An 18,010-nucleotide genomic window follows, 5' to 3' on the forward strand; every position below is an offset into this window, starting at 1 on the left:
ACCGTATGACGATCGCCGAACCCACCCCCGAGATCCGCAAGGGCCTTGCCGGCGTGGTCGCCGACACCACGTCGATCTCGAAGATCGACCAGGAGTCCAACTCCCTGCTCTACCGGGGCTACCCGGTCCAGGACCTCGCGGCCCGCACCTCGTTCGAGGAGGTGGCGTACCTGCTGTGGCACGGCGAGCTGCCGACGCCGGCCCAGCTCGCCGACCAGACGTCCGTCGAGCGGGCGCACCGCGCGCTCACGCCGGAGGTCCGCGCGGCGATCGACGCGCTCCCCCTCGGCTGCCACCCGATGGACGTGTGCCGCACCGCGGTGTCGGTCCTGGGCGCCCACGACCCGCAGGCCGAGGACTCGTCCCCCGGGGCCGAGCTCGCCAAGTCGCTGCGCCTGTTCGCGGTGCTGCCCGCCGTGGTGGCCTACGACCAGCGCCGCCGGCGCGGCCAGGACCTCGTCGAGCCGCGCGACGACCTGGGCTACGCCCAGAACTTCCTGTGGATGACGTTCGGCGAGGAGTCCGACCCCACGGTGGTCAAGGGCTTCGAGGTGTCGATGGTGCTGTACGCCGAGCACTCGTTCAACGCCTCGACGTTCACCGCGCGGGTCATCACGTCCACGCTGTCCGACCTGCACTCGGCGGTCACCGGCGCGATCGGTGCCCTCAAGGGCCCGCTGCACGGCGGCGCCAACGAGGCCGTCATGGCCACGTTCGAGGAGATCGGCTCGGCGGACCGCGCAGAGGGCTGGCTCGAGGACGCCCTCGCGCAGAAGAAGAAGATCATGGGCTTCGGCCACCGCGTCTACAAGCACGGCGACTCGCGCGTACCCACGATGCGCGGCGTGCTCGAGGACCTCTCGGCCCACTACGACCGCCCGGACCTGCTCGACCTCTACCGGTCACTCGAGGCTGCCATGACCGAGCGCAAGAACATCCTGCCCAACCTGGACTACCCGGCCGGTCCCGCGTACCACCTGATGGGGTTCGACACGAACATCTTCACGCCGTTGTTCGTCGCCTCCCGGGTGACCGGTTGGACGGCGCACGTCATGGAGCAGCGCGCCGCCAACGCGCTGATCCGGCCCGTGTGCGCGTACGTCGGCGCCGAGCGACGGGACGTGCCCTGACCGCAGCCCTCGCAAAGGCGACATAATCGCCCAACCTGCTCTCCGGCGTCGGGCGCCGGGGGGCTAATGCCCGGCAAACTCGCCAAGGTAAGGCAGACTGGTTGGTGGAAACCCCTATGGACGAAAGTCCCCGACACGTGAGGACACCCCTGGTGGACGACGACGTCGTACTCTCTGCCCCCCTCTTCGCGGACATGGACCGCGAGGAGACCCGTGCGCTCTTCGACTCCATGGTTCCCGTGGAGCTGGTCCGAGGCGACGTCCTCTTCCGCGAGGGCGAGCCGGGCGACCGGCTGTATGTCATCGCACAGGGCAAGATCAAGCTCGGCCGCCGCTCCACGGACGGCCGCGAGAACCTCCTGTCGATCCTCGGCCCCGGTGAGATGTTCGGCGAGCTCTCGCTGTTCGACCCGGGCCCCCGTACGGCGTCCGCGTCGTCGGTCTCGGACGCGATGGTCTACGAGCTGCGCCACGACGCGCTGGTGAAGTGGGTCGCCGAGCACCCGAACGTGGCCATGCGCCTGCTCGGAGCGCTCGCGCGCCGGCTGCGCCGCACGAACGACTCGCTCGCGGACCTCGTGTTCTCGGACGTCCCCGGCCGCGTCGCCAAGGCGCTGCTGGACCTGTCGACCCGCTTCGGCGAGCCGAACGACGACGGCATCCGCGTGGCGCACGACCTCACGCAGGAGGAGCTGGCCCAGCTCGTCGGCGCCTCTCGCGAGACCGTGAACAAGGCCCTGGCCGACTTCGCGACCCGCGGCTGGGTCCGGCGCGAGGGCCGCGCGGTGGTCCTGCTGGACCTGGACCGCCTGGAGCGCCGCGCGCGCTAGCCGCCCGCTGCCCGACGACGAAGGGGTCGCCTCCCGCGGGAGGCGACCCCTTCGTCGTGCCCCGTCAGGCGTCCTCGCGCCGGCGTTCCCGGAGCCGGCGGCTCCGCATCCCGACGGCCCGTATCCCGAGGCCGAGCGCCGCCAGGACGACCAGCAGCACGACGAGCCCCGCCGGTCCGATCCACTCCACGGCCCCGGCCAGGGACCGCTGGACCTGTCCCGCCGCCTCGACGACCGGGTCCGCCCCCGCTCCCCCGTGGAGCACCCGCAGCTCCCAGGCGCCGTACCAGGCCACGTACGCGCCGGCCACCAGGAGCAGCGCTCCCCCGACCCGCGGGAGCCAGCGGCCCGCGCTCCGGGCGCGCGCCACCCAGGCGTTCCCCGCGAGCGCGATACCGACGGCGGCGCAGCCCACCAGCAGACCCATCCCTGCGGCGTACGCCGCGAACAGCGCGATGCCCTCCCCCACCGACCCGGAGCGGAACGCGGTGACGACGACGGCGAGGAAGGGGGCGATCGTGCAGCCCAGCGACGCGATCGCGTAGGAGGCGCCGAAGGCGGCCGTCGAGGCGAGCGACCCGGTGACCGGGCGCGCCGGGCCGCGACCGAGGCGGAGACCCGGCAGCTCCCGCCCCGCGACGACCCAGCCGCCCGCCAGGACGAGCGCCACGCCGAGCACGACGGTGAACGCGGGGAGGTACTGCTGGACCGCGCTCGCCACGGGGGCGACGACGAGCCCGAAGACCGCGAACACCGCCACGAACCCGGCGGTGAGCGCCGCCGTCGAGCGCAGGGCCCGGCCGACGGCGGAGCGCCGGTCGCCGGGTCCGTCGAGCACCATCAGCGAGAGGTAGGCGGGCAGCAGCGCGAACCCGCACGGGTTCGCCGCGGCCACCAGCCCGGCGCCGAGGGCGAGGGCGAGATCCTGGGACACGGTCAGGCCCCGTCAGCCGGCGAGGTCGGCGACCAGCGCGGAGATGTCGCCGTCGGACAGGTAGCCCTCGGAGACGACCTCGCCGTGGGCGTCCAGGACCGTGTAGGTGCTCTGCTGGGTGACGCCGAAGTGCCGCCAGACCGAGCCCTCGTCGTCGACGAGGTGGACCACGTGCGGGATGTCGCCCGCCAGGTCGAGGATCGCGTCCTCCCCGTCGAGGCCGCCGACGGCGACGACGGCCACCTCGCCGTCGAACTCCTCGGCCAGGGCCGTGACGGTGGGTATCTGGGACCGGCAGGTGGGGCACCACGGCGCCCAGAACCACAGCACGGCGGGGTTGCCCACCAGCTCCTCGCCGGAGAACGTGGCGCCGTCCGGCGTGGTGCCCGTGAAGGCGTAGACCTCGGGGACGGGTCCTGCCCCTTCCGGGGTGGGACCGGGCGCCTCGCTCGACGAGGCCGCGCCCTCGGCGGCCTCGCTCGAGGCGGCCGCCGAGGGCGAGGCGCCGGGTCCCGGACCCGCGCCGGGTTCGGGGCTGCCGGCGCACCCGCCGAGGAGGAGTGCGAGCAGGATCAACGGAACAGCCGGTCGTCGCATGTACCCAGTCTCGTCCCGAACCCGGCAGGCCGGACCTTACGGGTGCCTTACGCCAGCTCGACGATCACTTCCACCTCGACCGGCGCGTCGAGCGGGAGGGCCGAGACGCCCACGGCGCTGCGGGCATGGACGCCCGCGTCGCCGAAGATCTCGCCCAGGACGTTGCTGGCGCCGTTGATGACGGCCGGCTGCCCGGTGAACGACGGGTCGCTCGCGACGAAACCGACGACCTTGACGATGCGGGCGACCGCGTCCAGGCTGCCCGTCACGGAGCGGACCGCGGCGAGGGCGTTCAGCGCGCAGGTCCGGGCATAGGCGGCGGCGTCCTCGGGGGACACCAGACCGTCGCCCAGGCCCACCTTGCCGGCCTCCGGCAGGGCGCCGTCGACGAACGGCAGCTGGCCTGAGGTGAAGATCAGGTTTCCCGAGCGCACCGCCGGGACGTAGGCCGCGACCGGCGCGGCAACCTCGGGCAGGGTGATGCCCAGCTCGGCGAGACGTGCCTCGTGGCCCATCCCGGTCAGCCCTGACCGCCGGTCGGGCGCTTCAGGTAGGCGACGAGGCCGGTGCCGTCGGGTCCGGGGACCACCTGGACGAGCTCCCAGCCGTCAGCGCCCCACTGGTCGAGGATCGCCTTCGTGTTGTGGATGAGGAGGGGGATCGTCGCGTACTCCCACGTAGTTGCCATGTGCCCGATGCTAGCCCGCGATCCCCCACAGGACCTGCACAGGCCCAGGGGCTGCTCACGGCGCACCCGTCGGGCCGAAACCCTTAACCTAGGCACATGGCCAACCCCCGCGAGCCACGTCGGATCACACGCACGCTTCCCGCCACGCAGCTGATCGCGCTGCTGCTGGCGTTCGTCCTCACGGCGGCCGCGGGCGGTGTCCTCGCCGCCGGTCTGGTGATCCCGCTCGCGGCGGGCGCCGACGCCGCGACGGACACCGCGGTGAAGCTGTTCGACGAGGTCCCGGACGAGCTGGTGCGCGCACCGCTGTCGGAGCAGTCCCGTGTCTACGCGAGCGACGGCACCACCCTGCTCGCCACGTTCTACTCGCAGAACCGCATCGTGGTGCCCCTCGACCAGGTGTCGCAGGCCATGAAGGACGCGGCCATCGCCATCGAGGACCGCCGCTTCTACGAGCACGGCGGCGTGGACCCTGAGGGCATCATGCGTGCGGCGGCCAAGAACCTCGGCGGCAGCGAGGCGACGCAGGGCGCGTCGACGCTGACGCAGCAGTACGTGAAGAACGTCCTCATCGAGGAGGCCGACAAGGCCGGGGACGACTTCGGCGTGATGAAGGCGCGCGAGGACTCGCTCGAGCGCAAGATGCGGGAGGCCAAGCTGGCGATCGCGCTCGAGAAGACGACGCCGAAGGACCAGATCCTCGAGGGCTACCTCAACATCGCTCAGTTCGGCGTCAACCTGTACGGCGTCGAGACCGCGGCCCGCTACTACTTCAGCAAGCACGCGTCCGAGCTCTCCCAGCTCGAGGCGGCGACGATCGCGGGCATCACCAAGGCGCCCACGCAGTTCGACCCGCTGACGAACCCGGAGAAGGCCCAGGAGCGGCGCAACCTCGTGCTGTACGCGATGTACACGGAGGGCTACATCTCCACCCGCGAGGAGTACGAGGCCCTCATCGCGACGCCGATCGCCGACACCCTCAAGGTGACGCCGGTCGACCTCGGCTGCCAGTCCGCAGGCGGGTCCGCGTTCTTCTGCGAGTACGTCATCAAGGAGATCATCCTCAGCCCCGAGTTCGGGGAGACTCCGGCCGACCGGCAGGCGCTGCTCTACCGCGGCGGTCTCGACATCATCACCACGCTCGACATCACCAAGCAGGTGGCGGCAGAGGCGGCGGTGAGCAGTGCCGTACCGGCGGGCGACGCGAGCCAGCTGGAGGCGGCCATCGCGTCGGTGGAACCGGGCACGGGGAAGATCCTGGCCATGGCCCAGAACGTTCCGTTCGACGCCAACAAGGAACCTGCCCCTCGGACCACCGCCATCAACTACGCCGCTGACGCGGCCCACGGCGGCTCGCACGGCTTCCAGGTGGGCTCGAACTTCAAGCCGTTCGTCCTGGCGGAGTGGCTCCGCTCGGGTCACCGGCTGTACGACACCGTCAACGCGAGCAAGGTCGAGCGGTTCCCACAGGACTTCAACGCGCCGTGCGCACGGCTGTATGACAGAAAGGCCTGGGCGCCGGCCAACTCCGACGGCAACGGCGGCGGCACCATGTCGGCGCTGGAGGCAACGTACAAGTCCGTCAACACCGCCTACGCAAGCATGGGGTTCCAGCTGAACCTGTGCGACCTACGGCAGACCGCCTGGCATGTGGGGTTCCGGCCCACGGACTCCCAGGGTGGAACGGTGTACGACGCCACCGTCGAGAACATCGACGTGCAGGCGCCCATGATCATCGGCACGCAGGAGTCCTCGCCGCTGTTCCAGGCCGCGGCCTACGCCACGATCGCCAGCGGCGGCACCCACTGCGAGCCGGTCGCGATCCTGAAGGTGACGAACACCGACGGCAAGGAGCTCCCGGTCCCCTCGGCGAACTGCAACCCGAACGCCCTGGCGGGGAACATCGCCAACACCATGACGTTCGCGATGCAGAACGTGTTCACCAAGGGCACCGCGATCGGCAAGGGTCCCGAGGGTGGACGGCCCGCGGCCGGCAAGACCGGCACCACCCAGCTGTCGTCGCACACCTGGTTCACGGGCTACACGGCCCAGCTGTCGACGTCCGTGTGGGTGGGCGACGTCGAGGGCTCCATCGAGCACAAGAACATGACCGTCAACGGCAAGTACTGGCGTGGCTACCTGTACGGCAGCTACGTCGCCGCGCCGATCTGGCAGCAGTACACCAACGCCGCGAGCGTAGGCATGCCGCACGTCGGCTTCGGACCGCCCGACCCGAATCTGGTCGGCGCGCCGAAGCCCCCGCCTCCGCCGCCCGCACCGACACCCGGCGGTCCCGGCCCTGGTGGCGGCGACGGTGGTGGCGGTGGCGGTAACGGCGGTGGTGACGGCGGTGGCGGCGGCGATGACGGCGGTGACGGCGGCGGTGTCGTCATCCTCCCGCCCCCCGGTGGCAACGGCAGCCCGCTCCCGCCCCCTGGCGGCGGCAACGGCGGCCGGCCCTGAACGGCGTGGGGGTCCTGAAGGCGCTCGGGATCGCCGGCGGCATCGCCGTCGGCGGTCTGGCGTACGCGCACCTGGAGACCAAGCTGTTCACGGTCCGGCGTGCCACGCTCCCGATCCTGCCCCGCGGTGAGCGCCCGGTCCGGGTGCTGCACATCAGCGACCTGCACCTGACGCCCGGCCAGCGGGCCAAGCAGGCCTGGATCCGGTCCCTGGCCGACCTCCGTCCCGACGTCGTGGTGAACACCGGCGACAACTTCGGCCACCGGCAGGCCCTCGCCCCGTTGCTCGACGCCCTCGGCCCGCTCCTCGAGGTGCCCGGAGCCTTCGTGATGGGTTCCAACGACTACTTCGCGCCCCAGTTCAAGAATCCTGCCCGGTACCTCCTCCCGGACGCCCGCGTGGAGCAGGCCGCTCCCGAGGCGCTGCCCACAGAGGCCCTGGCGACGGCGTTCTCCCGGGCCGGCTGGAAGGACCTGAACAACCGCCGGGACGCCGTCGAGCTCGCGGACGGCAGGCTCATCGGGTTCGTCGGGATGGACGACCCGCACATCGACCGGGACACCATGCCCGCCCCGGGCCGCGCGCCTGGAGAGGACCGGGCGGTGCTGCGCCTCGGCGTCGTGCACGCACCGTACGTCCGCGCGCTCGACGCCCTGCGGGAGGACGACGTGGACGCGATCATCGCCGGCCACACGCACGGCGGGCAGCTCCGCGTCCCCTTCTACGGCGCCCTCGTGACCAACTGCGACGTCGACCGCCGCAGGGCGAGCGGCCTGCACGGCTGGCCGGGCCCCCGACCTGACCGGGACGGGGGCGAGGGCTCCACCTGGCTGCACGTCTCTGCCGGTGCGGGCACGTCGCCCTACTGGCAGATCCGCTTCGCGTGCCGGCCCGAGGCCACCCTCCTGACCCTCGTGGCGTCGTCCGTCTGAGATCCGCGACGGGCCGTGATCCTGCCCACGGGCTTTCAGTTTCCGTTCCGGTCCGAACGTGGGCTATTCTGGGCACGCTTCCGCCGCTGGGTTCAGTCCCTGCCAGCGGGAGTGATCCCTCGGGGTGTGGCGCAGCTTGGTAGCGCGCTTCGTTCGGGACGAAGAGGTCGCAGGTTCAAATCCTGTCACCCCGACCATGTGAAAGGCCCTCTGGGCAGCGGAAACGCTGCACCGGAGGGCCTTTCGCGTTGCCCGGACCTGGCCGCCTACCCACGGCAGCGGCACGACCTCGACGAGCCACGTTGCATACTCATGCGAAACTCTGCATACTTCTGCCATGTCCAAGGTCCTCACCTCCCTCCCCGTCGGCGAGCGCGTCGGCATCGCCTTCTCCGGTGGTCTCGACACGTCCGTGGCGGTCGCATGGATGCGCGACAAGGGCGCGGTCCCGTGCACGTACACCGCCGACATCGGCCAGTACGACGAGCCGGACATCGCCTCGGTGCCCGGCCGCGCGAAGACGTACGGCGCGGAGATCGCGCGCCTCGTGGACTGCCGCGAGGCGCTCGTGGAGGAGGGCCTGGCCGCGCTCACCTGCGGCGCGTTCCACATCCGCTCGGGTGGTAGGGCCTACTTCAACACGACGCCGATCGGCCGTGCCGTCACCGGCACCCTCCTGGTGCGGGCGATGCTCGAGGACGACGTCCAGATCTGGGGCGACGGCTCCACGTTCAAGGGCAACGACATCGAGCGGTTCTACCGCTATGGCCTGCTCGCCAACCCGCACCTGCGGATCTACAAGCCCTGGCTGGACGCCGACTTCGTGACGGAGCTCGGCGGCCGCAAGGAGATGTCGGAGTGGCTCGCGTCCCGGGACCTCCCGTACCGCGACAGCGCGGAGAAGGCCTACTCGACGGACGCCAACATCTGGGGCGCCACCCACGAGGCCAAGACCCTGGAGCACCTGGACACGGGCGTGGAGACCGTCGACCCCATCATGGGCGTGCGGTTCTGGGACCCCTCGGTCGAGATCCTCGCCGAGGACGTGACGATCGGTTTCGACCAGGGCCGCCCGGTCACGATCAACGGCAAGGAGTTCGCCTCCCCCGTCGACCTGGTGATGGAGGCCAACGCCATCGGCGGTCGACATGGCATGGGCATGTCCGACCAGATCGAGAACCGCATCATCGAGGCGAAGAGCCGCGGCATCTACGAGGCTCCCGGCATGGCCCTGCTGCACGCGGCGTACGAGCGTCTGGTCAACGCGATCCACAACGAGGACACCGTCGCGCAGTACCACAACGAGGGAAGGCGCCTCGGCCGGCTGATGTACGAGGGCCGCTGGCTGGACCCGCAGGCCCTCATGGTGCGCGAGTCGCTGCAGCGCTGGGTCGGCGCGGCCGTCACGGGCGAGGTGACCCTGCGGCTGCGGCGCGGCGAGGACTACTCGATCCTCGACACCACGGGCCCGGCCTTCAGCTACCACCCGGACAAGCTGTCGATGGAGCGCACCGAGGACTCGGCGTTCGGCCCGGTGGACCGCATCGGCCAGCTCACCATGCGCAACCTCGACATCGCCGACTCGCGCGCCAAGCTGGAGCAGTACGCCAGCCTCGGGCTCATCGGCGTGGGCGGTCCCTCGATCGGCGCCGCCCAGGCGGCCGCGACCGGGCTGATCGGCAGCATGCCGCAGGGCGGCGCGGAGGCCATCGCGTCCCGTGGCGAGGTGTCCGAGGACGAGGAGATGCTGGACCGCGCCGCGATGGAGGCCGGCACGGACTGAGGCTCGCGCACGGCCGTCCTGCGGCGCGACGGGATCCCTGCCCCGGTGCGAAACTGTCCGGGCGGGGTCCCACCCGTCCTGCCGACGCCGAGGAGACCGGATGACCGCCGACCCGTACGTCCTGCTCGGAGGTGGCCTGGCCACCGCACGCGCCGCCGAGACGCTCCGCAAGGAGGGCTACGACGGCGACCTGGTCGTGGTGACCACGGAGGCGCACCGGCCGTACGAGAGACCGCCGCTCTCCAAGGGTTACCTGCGCGGCGACGACGACCGGGAGTCGGTGTTCCCGCTCGACGAGTCCTGGTACGCGAACAACGGCGTCGAGATGCGTACCTCGGTCACGGCGGTCGGCCTCGCCCCGGGCGAGCATCGCGTCACGCTGTCCGACGGCGGCGTGCTCACCTATGCGAAGCTCCTCCTCGCGACCGGGTCGACGCCGCGGACGCTCGACGTCCCGGGCATGGACCTGTCGGGCGTGCACTACCTCCGGACCCTGGACGATGCCGACCGGCTGTCCGGGCGGCTGCTCGACGCCTCGCTCGAGGGAGCAGGCCGGGTGGCGGTCGTGGGCGACGGCTGGATCGGCATGGAGGTGGCGGCGTCCGCCCGCCAGCTGGGCCTCAACGTGACGGTGATCGGGCGTGGCAGCATCCCGCTCGGTGGCGTCCTGGGGCCGGAGCTCGCCGCGGTCTTCCGCGACCTGCACGAGGAGCAGGACGTGCGCCTGGTGTCACGCGCCACGGTGGCGGCGCTCTCGCACACCGACGGCTGGGTCACGGGCGTCGACCTGTCCGACGGGTCGCACGTCGAGGCCGACGTGGTGGTGGTGGGCGTCGGCGTGGCGCCCAACGTCGGGCTCGCGGAGGCGGGCGGCCTGACGCTGCGGTCGGCCGCCGAGGGAGGCGGGATCGCCGTGTCCGGGACCCTCGCGACCTCCCATCCCGACGTGTTCGCCGCCGGGGACGTCGCCAGCATCCCGTCGCCCCACTATGGCCGCCCGCTCCGGGTGGAGCACTGGTCCGCGGCCCAGGAGGGCGGCACGCACGCGGGGCGGACGATGCTCGGTCTTGCCGGGGACTATGACCGCCTGCCCTACTTCTACAGCGACCAGTTCGACCTCGGGATGGAGTACGTGGGCTGGGTCGACGTCCCCGGCGGGTACGACGACGTCGTGATCTCCGGGTCGCGGGAGAACCGGGAGCTGGTGGCGTTCTGGGTGGCCGACGGGCGCGTCGCCGCCGGTATGGCCGTGAACGTCTGGGAGCAGACCGAACGCATCGAGGAACTGATCCGCTCCGGACGGCAGGTGCCGCGCGACGAGCTCGAAGGATTTACGGCGTAACGGATCTCTGGCACCATTCGGCGGGTGAATCCACGCGCGAGGACTGTCATCACTCTCTTCAGCGCCCTCGGTGCGCTATACGTTCTCGCCGCGGCGATCACCGTGTTCTGAGACGTTCCGTTTCCGGCCTGTTCACAAACGCCGGGGTTCTCTACGATTCGATGCGTTCGTCAGACCAATCTAAGGAGAACCCCTTGTCCGAGCCCACGCCGGCTGCAGTGCCCCAGCAGCCGCTCTCCGATGCCGAGGCCAAGCAGTGGGCAGGTCTGTCCCACCTCCTCGGCGGCATCCTCAGCTTCGTCGCGCCGCTTGTCATCTGGCTCGTTTTCAAGGACCGCAACAACGCGTATCTCAACGCTGAGGCCAAGAAGGCCCTCAACTGGGGCATCCTCATCGCGATCGTCTACGTCGTGCTGACGATCACCGTGGTCCTTGCCTGGCTGATCTTCGTTCCGTGGATCGTCGGCCTCATCTACGGCATCATCAACTTCATGGCCGTGAACAACGGCCAGCCGACGAAGTACCTCGTCGAGGTCCAGATCGTGAAGTGACTCGAACGAGTCCTGACGCGGGGCCGCTCACCGTCCGGTGAGCGGCCCCGTGTCGTTCCGGCCCCGTCAGGACTCCAGCGCCCGCCGCTCCCGCACCGCGGCCGCCAGCTCCCGCAGCAGCACCTCCGTGGTGTCCCAGTCCATGCACTTGTCGGTCACCGACTGGCCGTAGGTGAGCTCCGCGAGCGGCGCAGGATTCTGCGCACCCGCGACCAGGAACGACTCCATCATCAGGCCGGTGATCCCCTGCTCCCCCGCGGCGAGGCGCCCGGCGACCTCGCGCACGACGCCCGCCTGCCGCACGTGGTCCTTGCCCGAGTTGCCGTGCGAGGCGTCGACGATCACCCCGGTCTCGACAGCCCCGCCCAGTCCCGAGGTGCGCGCCACGGCCAGCGCCGCCGCGACGTCGTCGGCCCCGTAGTTGGGGCCGCTGCGGCCACCCCGCAGGATCACGTGGCAGTCGGGGTTGCCGGCTGTCGCGACCGCGGCGGCCCGGCCCTGCGCGTCCGCGCCGAAGAACACGTGCTCGCTCGCGGCGGTGACGCAGCCGTCGACGGAGATCTGGACGTCGCCGTCCGTGGCGTTCTTGAAGCCGACGGGCATGGACAGGCCCGAGGCGAGCTGCCTGTGCACCTGCGACTCCGCGTTACGGGCGCCGATCGCGCCCCAGGTGACCGCGTCCGCGATGTACTGGGGGCTGGTGGGCTCCAGGAACTCGCACGCCGCCGGCACGCCCGCGTCCAGCACGCCGAGCAGGACCTCGCGGGCCAGCCGCAGGCCATGGTGCACGTCGTGGCTGCCGTCCAGGTGCGGGTCGTTGATGAGACCCTTCCACCCCACCGTGGTGCGCGGCTTCTCGAAGTACACGCGCATGACGGTCAGGAGGTCGCCCGCCAGCTCCTGGCCGAGGGCGGCGAGGCGGCCCGCGTAGTCGAGCGCGGCCTGGGCGTCGTGCACGGAGCACGGGCCGACGATCACGAGCAGCCGGTCGTCGTCGCCCGTGAGCACGTCGCGCACCTCGCGGCGGGACGTCGTCACGAGGTCGCTCTGCTGGGTGCTCAACGGCATCTCGGCGAGCAGGTCCTGCGGCGCGGGGAGGGCGTCGAGGGCGCGGATCCGCAGGTCGGACGTACGGGCTCGCAGCTCGCCGCGCTGCCCGGGCGGGGTGCTCGCGGCGGGCTCGGTATCAGCGGGACTGACGGGGGCCGTGGGGGTCATGATCAAGACTCCTGGTGAGGTGACAGCGTGTTCTGGGTACGTGCGGGAAGGTCCCAGACGGCGCCGCTGCCGCCTCGTGGTCCGGAGCGGCCCGTCTGTTCAAGACGAAGGGCCCGGACACTGTGGTGTCCAAGGCCCAGGTGGCTCCGGTGAAGGTTGGTCAGGCTGACGCCCGCCAGGCTCCACCAGGAGCCGGCGTAAAGCGCCAATACCAACGAATGATCACGGAGCGACGGTAGCACCCGCGCCCTGGACGTTGTCCACCCCGTTCCATCATGCGGGCGGGCCGCCCGGTCCGGTCGAACCAGGGGCCGGCGCCGATAGGCTCGCGGCATGCCTGTCCCCGAGTACATCCTCGGCCTGCGCAAGCAGGTCGGTCACGACCTGCTGTGGCTCCCCGGCGTGAACGCCGTCGTGCTGGACGACGACGGGCGCGTGCTCCTGGGCGAGCGCAGCGACGACGGCCGCTGGTCACTGATCGCGGGGTTCCTGGAGCCGGGCGAGCAGCCCGCGCCCGGGATCGTCCGGGAGGTGCTCGAGGAGACCGGGGTCGCGGTGCGGGTGGAGGGGCTGGCCGCGGTCGGGTCGAACGACGTGACCGTCTACCCGAACGGTGACCGGGCCCAGTACCTCACGCTGACGTTCCTGTGCCGGCCCGAGTCGCCCGAGGCCGCCGCGGCGCTGCACGTGGCCGACGACGAGTCGCTCGCCGTCGGCTGGTTCGCCCCGGACGACCTGCCGGAGAACCTGGGGCGCAACGTGCGCCACCACCTCGCCCTGGGGCTGCGGCTCGCCGCTGACCCGGCGGCGGGCGCCTGGTTCGCGCCGTAGCCGGCCTCGGTCAGCGGGCGTACCGCTCGACGAACGCCTTGAGGATCCGGAACGGCTCCGTCACGGACGCCGCGCGGGCCCTGGACCCGACGGCGTGAGCCTCGCCGGGCGGGAAGTAGCCGAACCCCTGGTAGACGTCGATGCGCTGCAGCAGGCCCGTGAGGTCCAGCTCGGGGTGGAACTGGGTGGCGTACAGGTTCTCGCGCACGCGGAACATCTGGACGGGGCACGCGGCCGACGTCGCGAGGCACACCGCGCCGGGCGGGAGCGTCCGGACTGCCTCCTTGTGCCCCACGTAGGCGTCGAAGCGCGCGGGCATCCCGGCGAGCAGCGGGTCGTCCGTCCCCTCGGGCGTGAGCTCGATCGTCACGGGACCCACCGGCTCGGCGAACGTGCCGTCGATCACCGCGCCCTGGTGGGCACCGAGCGTGCCCACGCCGTAGCAGGCGCCGAGGAACGGGAAGTCGCGGGCCACGACGTGGTCGAGGAGCGCAGCGACCTCCGCCTCCACCCGCCGCTGGACCGGTCCCTTGCGCTCCGGCGCCTCGGCGACGTTGAACGGGCTGCCGCCGACGAGCACGCCGGAGTAGTCGTCGAGGTCGACCGGCGGGAGAGGACCGGACTCCAGCCGCACGCGGTGCAGCTCGCGCGGCTGGAGCCCGCCGTACCGGAGGAACGCCTCGTACTCGCCGTCGGCCGCGGCGTCCTCCGCGCGGGTGGCGAGCAGCAGGAACGGCTTCATGGGAAGAGGGTAGAGGCGTTCCTCTCAGTCCGGCCTCAGGTCCACCGGAACAGCTTCACGCCCAGGGGGAAGAGGACGGCGGTCCAGACCACCATCACGATGATCTGCACGGCCGGGAACACCTCACCGGTCATGACCTCCCCGAGCCAGCCGATGGTCATCCCCTGTGCGGAGGCGCCGATGGGCGTGAACTTCCCCAGCGTCTCGAGCCAGTCCGGCATGGCCGGACCGGGGGTCCAGAGGCCGCTCACGAGCATGGACGGGAAGTACAGGAGCATGCCGACGCCCGACGCCGTCGTGCCACGCGGGGCCCGCGCGGAGACCAGCAGCCCCAGCGAGTACATCGCGGCCACCCCGAGGACGAAGCTGAGCAGCACCACCCCGGGGTTCTCCGGGAGGGGGACCCCGAAGGCGAGCATCGCCCCGGCCACCGCGAGCAGCGACGCCACGAGCACCGCGGCGAGGTTGATCACGAGGTGCACCCCCACGATCGCCTGCGGACGCATGGGGGTGGTCGCCAGCCGGCGCAGCACCCCCTTCTCACGGAAGGTCGCGAAGGTCACCGGGATCACCGTGAGCGCGACGGTGGCGATCGACAGCGCGAGCACCGAGGGGAGGTAGAAGGACATCGCCGACTCGTCGTTCCACGGCGGCGGTGCGTCGCTCATGGGTTCGCGCAGGCCCGGGATCAGGTAGCCGAAGCCGACAAGGAGGACCACCGGGAAGGCGAGCGCGAAGAACACCGCGACGGGCTCCCGGAGCCAGACCCTGGCCTCCGTACTGAGCAGAGTGCCGAAACCCCGGTTCATGCCGCCACCTCCGCCGTGGTCTCGTCCTGGTACGTCCGGCCGGAGAACTGGACGAACACGTCCTCCAGGGATCGCGAGACCGTGCGGACGTCCTCGGGAACGAGGTCGTCCGCAGCCAGCGCCTGGACGACTGCGAACAGGACCTTGCGCGTGCCGGTCACCTCGATCTCGCTCCCGCTGCGGTTGACCGACTCCACGTCGGCGCCGTCCGCCGCGAGCGCCGTGAGGACGGCCAGCGCCCGGTCGGTGCGGTCGGGTGTGAAGCGGAGCCGGACCGCCCGGGAGCCGTCGAGCCCGTCGATGAGGTCTGCCGGGGTGCCTTCAGCCACGACGGTCCCGCCGTCGATGATGACGAGCCGGTCGCAGAGCCGCTCGGCCTCGTCCATGAAGTGGGTGACCAGCAGGACGGTCACCCCGCTGTCGCGGACCCGCTCCACGAGGTCCCACGTCGCGCGCCGCGCAGCCGGGTCCAGGCCGGTGGTGAGCTCGTCCAGGATGGCCACCTGGGGGTTGCCCACCAGGGCGAGCGCGATGGACAGCCGCTGCTTCTGACCTCCGGAGAGGTTCGCGAACTGCACGCCGCGGTGGTCGGCGAGGTCGAGGAGGCGGAGCAGCTCCTCGACGTCGGACGGGTGCTCGTAGAACGCCGCGAACTGCCGCATGGCCTCGTCGACGGTGATCTTGTCGTGCAGCGCCGACTCCTGGAGCTGGACGCCGACGCTCTCTCGGATCGACGCCGGATCGGCCTGCGGGTCGTGCCCGAGCACGCTGATCTCGCCGGAGTCGGCACGGCGCAGGCCCGCGACGCACTCGACGGTGGTGGTCTTCCCTGCGCCGTTCGGACCGAGGATGCCGAAGATCTCGCCGCGGCCGACGGTGAACGAGACGTCGTCGACCGCGACCTTGGTGGTGCCCTCGGGTCCCGCATAGGTCTTGCGTAGGTGGCGGACGTCGATGACGGGCGGTGCGGGGTCTGTCATGAGTGCGCTCCTCCTGTGGAGTTGCTTATCGGACATTATTCCCATCCCGTCAACGGGAGGGCCGTACCGGGACGTCGCGGAGCAGCCGTTCGGCGGCGAGGATCGCCAGCAGGACACCGCCGATGCCCAGCAGGAGGAGCGACAGCGGCCCCAGCGGTCCGGGGAACGGCTCGACCAGGTCGCGCAGGCGCTCCAGCCGGAACGCGTCGGCCACCGCGCACGGGATCAGGAAGAGCGGGATAAGGACCGTCCCGAGCCAGCCGCCGTACCGGTAGTAGCCGATGCCGATCGCGACGCCCACGAGCAGGTAGGTCGCGATCGAGAGACCCTCCGACAGGATGCTGATCGAGAACCCTCGCGCGTCCGCCGACCCGTCGCCGCGGAACCACTCCCGGTCGGCCAGGAAGAACGCCAGGCGCTCCAGGAGCAGCAGGGCGGCGGTGGCGACCCCGTACGCGCCTCCCGAGAACAGCGCCGCCCGGACGATCCCGTCGACCAGCGCCTTACGCGTCCCACCGGCGGCGAGGTGCACCGTCAGGACGCCGACCGGGACGATCAGCCCCATCACCAGCGCGAACCACCGCGGGCTCACGAGGATGTTCTCCACGACGCTGCCCGGTCCGATCGACCCGGTGCGGAGCTCGATCACCACGAGCACCGCGGCCACGAGCAGGAGGATCAGCCAGAACCACAGCCCGACGACGATGACGGCACCGGCCACCGTGTTCTCGACGGCCTTCACCGCCCGCTTGTGGACGTCGTCCGCGCGGGCGCGGAGCGCTTCGACCGCTGTGCGGTCCGTGGGGGCGCTCATCAGGGGACCTCCTCGGTGGTGGTGCCTGCCGGCGTCCGGGTCAGGTGGACGAACAGGTCCTGCAGCGGCACGGGGCCGAGGGTGAGCCCGGCGTCCTGGGCGGCGGCACGCTCGTCCGGAGCGAGCGGTCCGTCCACGACGACCTGGAGCGTCGGTCCGAGCTGCTGCCGGTGGAGCACCGGCCGCCCGTCGGCCACGCGCTCCACGGCGGCCGACGGCCCGGTGAGCGAGACGGCGCGGGCGCGAAGGTCGTCGGCCGGCTCGGCGAGGAGCACCCGGCCCTCGTCGAGGACGATCACGTCCTCGAACAGCCGCTCCACCTCCTCGACGTGGTGGCTCGACACCAGGACGGTGCGGGGGTGCTCGGCGTAGTCCTCGAGGAGCGCGTCGTAGAACGCGTACCGGGTGGGTGCGTCCATGCCCAGGTACACCTCGTCGAAGATCGTCAGCGGCGCCCGCGAGGCCAGGCCGATCACCGCGCCCACGGCCGAGCGCTTGCCGCGCGAGAGCGCCGCGGGCTTCTTCCGCACGTCCACCTCGAACTGGTCGAGCAGCCGGGACGCCAGGTCCCCGTCCCAGTCGGGGCGGACGTTCGCCAGGTACTCGAACGTCTCGCTCACGGCCTCCTCCGGGTAGACGTCACCGGACTCCCGGACGAGCTGGACGCCCGACGTGATCCACGTGTTCTCCCACGGGTCCTCCAGCGAGCCGTCCGGCCCGACGAGGACGGTCCCGCCGGTGGGCCGCCGGAACGCCGCGAGGAGCGACAGGAGGGTCGTCTTGCCGGCACCGTTCCGGCCCAGCACGCCGGTGATGGACCCGGCCCGGACGGTGCAGGTGGCGCCGTCCAGCGCGGGGGCGTCGTCGGGCGAGGGGCGCAGCCGCGCCGGGGCGGGATAGCGGACGACGACGTCGTCCAGGCGGGCGCCGAAGGGCGCGGTCATGAGGACACCTCCGGGTCGGTACCCCGGGTCGTGCCGTGCGCACGGCCCCGGACGTGGTCGACGATCGAGTCGAGCGGGATCTCCAGGAGCTCGGCCTGGACCAGTGCCGGCTCGAGCACCTCGGCGAAGTACCTGCGGCGGTGCTCGTCGAGCAGCCGCTCCCGCGCGCCGGGAGCGACGAACATCCCGAGGCCCCGGCGCTTGTAGAGCACGCCCTCGTCCACCAGCTGGCCGAACGCCTTCGCCGCGGTGGCGGGGTTGATGCGGAACGTGGTGGCGAACTGCGTGGTCGACATGACCTGGTCCTCCTCCGTGAGCTCTCTTGCGAGCACCTGGCCGCGAATCATCTGGGCAATCTGGACGTAGATGGGTTCAGGCCCGTCGAACACCCGATTCACCCCCTGCCTCGCTCATCGCGGTAC

At 71.5% G+C, this 18,010-nt stretch carries 19 protein-coding genes and 1 tRNA gene; 9 read left to right on the forward strand and 11 right to left on the reverse strand.

What is annotated here, in order from left to right; translation table 11 throughout:
- The first annotated feature begins 5 nt into the window (after positions 1-5).
- Together D1350_RS12600 and D1350_RS12605 are read left to right on the forward strand one after the other, a co-directional pair.
- A complete protein-coding gene (locus D1350_RS12600) occupies positions 6-1,130 on the forward strand; it encodes a bifunctional 2-methylcitrate synthase/citrate synthase (RefSeq protein WP_206074522.1) in 1,125 nt (374 codons plus the stop codon).
- 152 nt (positions 1,131-1,282) lie between these two features.
- Positions 1,283-1,960: a Crp/Fnr family transcriptional regulator gene (locus tag D1350_RS12605; RefSeq protein ID WP_125776348.1), complete on the forward strand. Its 678-nt coding sequence runs from the start codon at positions 1,283-1,285 to the stop codon at positions 1,958-1,960.
- 64 nt (positions 1,961-2,024) lie between these two features.
- Here the strand turns inward: D1350_RS12605 and D1350_RS12610 are convergent, their stop codons facing one another.
- The 4 genes from D1350_RS12610 to D1350_RS12625 are packed head-to-tail and all read right to left on the reverse strand — an operon-like array spanning position 2,025 to position 4,179.
- A complete protein-coding gene (locus D1350_RS12610; protein ID WP_125776350.1) occupies positions 2,025-2,894 on the reverse strand; it encodes a cytochrome c biogenesis CcdA family protein in 870 nt (289 codons plus the stop codon).
- A 12-nt stretch (positions 2,895-2,906) separates the two neighbouring features.
- The gene (locus tag D1350_RS12615) at positions 2,907-3,491 is read right to left on the reverse strand and encodes a TlpA family protein disulfide reductase (protein ID WP_125776351.1); all 585 of its coding nucleotides are present in this window, start codon (positions 3,489-3,491) and stop codon (positions 2,907-2,909) included.
- A 47-nt stretch (positions 3,492-3,538) separates the two neighbouring features.
- Positions 3,539-4,006 carry a RidA family protein gene (locus D1350_RS12620; RefSeq protein WP_125776352.1) on the reverse strand — a complete coding sequence of 156 codons (468 nt, stop codon included), beginning with the start codon at positions 4,004-4,006 and terminating at the stop codon, positions 3,539-3,541.
- Positions 4,007-4,011: 5 nt separating this feature from the next.
- Entirely contained in the window at positions 4,012-4,179 is a 168-nt protein-coding gene (locus tag D1350_RS12625) for a Sp36 family protein (protein WP_125776353.1), read from the reverse strand.
- A gap of 96 nt (positions 4,180-4,275) precedes the next feature.
- Between D1350_RS12625 and D1350_RS12630 the strand changes: the two genes are divergently transcribed.
- From D1350_RS12630 to D1350_RS12655, 6 genes are all read left to right on the forward strand, one after another.
- Positions 4,276-6,642 (forward strand): transglycosylase domain-containing protein, encoded by a 2,367-nt coding sequence (locus D1350_RS12630; RefSeq protein ID WP_125776354.1) that lies wholly within the window; start codon positions 4,276-4,278, stop codon positions 6,640-6,642.
- Positions 6,643-6,656: 14 nt separating this feature from the next.
- Positions 6,657-7,574, forward strand: a complete 918-nt coding sequence (locus tag D1350_RS12635) for a metallophosphoesterase (protein WP_125776428.1) — start codon at positions 6,657-6,659, stop codon at positions 7,572-7,574.
- A 120-nt stretch (positions 7,575-7,694) separates the two neighbouring features.
- Positions 7,695-7,771, forward strand: a tRNA-Pro gene (locus tag D1350_RS12640).
- Between the two features lie 140 nt (positions 7,772-7,911).
- On the forward strand, positions 7,912-9,357 hold the full coding sequence (gene argG / locus D1350_RS12645; RefSeq protein WP_125776355.1) for an argininosuccinate synthase: 1,446 nt from the start codon (positions 7,912-7,914) through the stop codon (positions 9,355-9,357).
- Positions 9,358-9,457: 100 nt separating this feature from the next.
- A complete protein-coding gene (locus D1350_RS12650; RefSeq protein WP_125776356.1) occupies positions 9,458-10,699 on the forward strand; it encodes an NAD(P)/FAD-dependent oxidoreductase in 1,242 nt (413 codons plus the stop codon).
- A 194-nt stretch (positions 10,700-10,893) separates the two neighbouring features.
- Positions 10,894-11,250 (forward strand): DUF4870 domain-containing protein, encoded by a 357-nt coding sequence (locus tag D1350_RS12655; RefSeq protein WP_206074523.1) that lies wholly within the window; start codon positions 10,894-10,896, stop codon positions 11,248-11,250.
- Positions 11,251-11,316: 66 nt separating this feature from the next.
- Here the strand turns inward: D1350_RS12655 and D1350_RS12660 are convergent, their stop codons facing one another.
- Positions 11,317-12,468, reverse strand: coding sequence for a 3-deoxy-7-phosphoheptulonate synthase (locus tag D1350_RS12660; protein ID WP_125776358.1), 1,152 nt, complete (start codon positions 12,466-12,468; stop codon positions 11,317-11,319).
- 333 nt (positions 12,469-12,801) lie between these two features.
- Between D1350_RS12660 and D1350_RS12665 the strand changes: the two genes are divergently transcribed.
- Positions 12,802-13,299 carry an NUDIX hydrolase gene (locus tag D1350_RS12665; protein ID WP_125776359.1) on the forward strand — a complete coding sequence of 166 codons (498 nt, stop codon included), beginning with the start codon at positions 12,802-12,804 and terminating at the stop codon, positions 13,297-13,299.
- 10 nt (positions 13,300-13,309) lie between these two features.
- Here the strand turns inward: D1350_RS12665 and D1350_RS12670 are convergent, their stop codons facing one another.
- Genes D1350_RS12670 through D1350_RS12695 form a run of 6 tightly spaced genes read right to left on the reverse strand, consistent with a single transcriptional unit; the run spans position 13,310 to position 17,977 of the window.
- On the reverse strand, positions 13,310-14,041 hold the full coding sequence (locus D1350_RS12670) for a glutamine amidotransferase (protein ID WP_125776360.1): 732 nt from the start codon (positions 14,039-14,041) through the stop codon (positions 13,310-13,312).
- A gap of 35 nt (positions 14,042-14,076) precedes the next feature.
- The gene (locus tag D1350_RS12675; RefSeq protein ID WP_125776361.1) at positions 14,077-14,850 is read right to left on the reverse strand and encodes an ABC transporter permease; all 774 of its coding nucleotides are present in this window, start codon (positions 14,848-14,850) and stop codon (positions 14,077-14,079) included.
- Positions 14,847-15,830 carry an ABC transporter ATP-binding protein gene (locus D1350_RS12680; RefSeq protein ID WP_125776362.1) on the reverse strand — a complete coding sequence of 328 codons (984 nt, stop codon included), beginning with the start codon at positions 15,828-15,830 and terminating at the stop codon, positions 14,847-14,849. The genes D1350_RS12675 and D1350_RS12680 overlap by 4 nt, the downstream gene beginning before the upstream one ends.
- Before the next feature lie 49 nt (positions 15,831-15,879).
- Positions 15,880-16,644 (reverse strand): hypothetical protein, encoded by a 765-nt coding sequence (locus D1350_RS12685; RefSeq protein ID WP_125776363.1) that lies wholly within the window; start codon positions 16,642-16,644, stop codon positions 15,880-15,882.
- Positions 16,644-17,588: an ATP-binding cassette domain-containing protein gene (locus tag D1350_RS12690; protein WP_125776364.1), complete on the reverse strand. Its 945-nt coding sequence runs from the start codon at positions 17,586-17,588 to the stop codon at positions 16,644-16,646. Before D1350_RS12690 ends, D1350_RS12685 begins: the two co-directional genes overlap by 1 nt.
- Positions 17,585-17,977: a GntR family transcriptional regulator gene (locus tag D1350_RS12695; RefSeq protein ID WP_125776365.1), complete on the reverse strand. Its 393-nt coding sequence runs from the start codon at positions 17,975-17,977 to the stop codon at positions 17,585-17,587. The genes D1350_RS12690 and D1350_RS12695 overlap by 4 nt, the downstream gene beginning before the upstream one ends.
- Positions 17,978-18,010: the final 33 nt, after the last annotated feature.

This window comes from Antribacter gilvus, assembly GCF_003946865.1.
Classification (GTDB): Bacteria; Actinomycetota; Actinomycetes; order Actinomycetales; family Cellulomonadaceae; genus Antribacter; species Antribacter gilvus.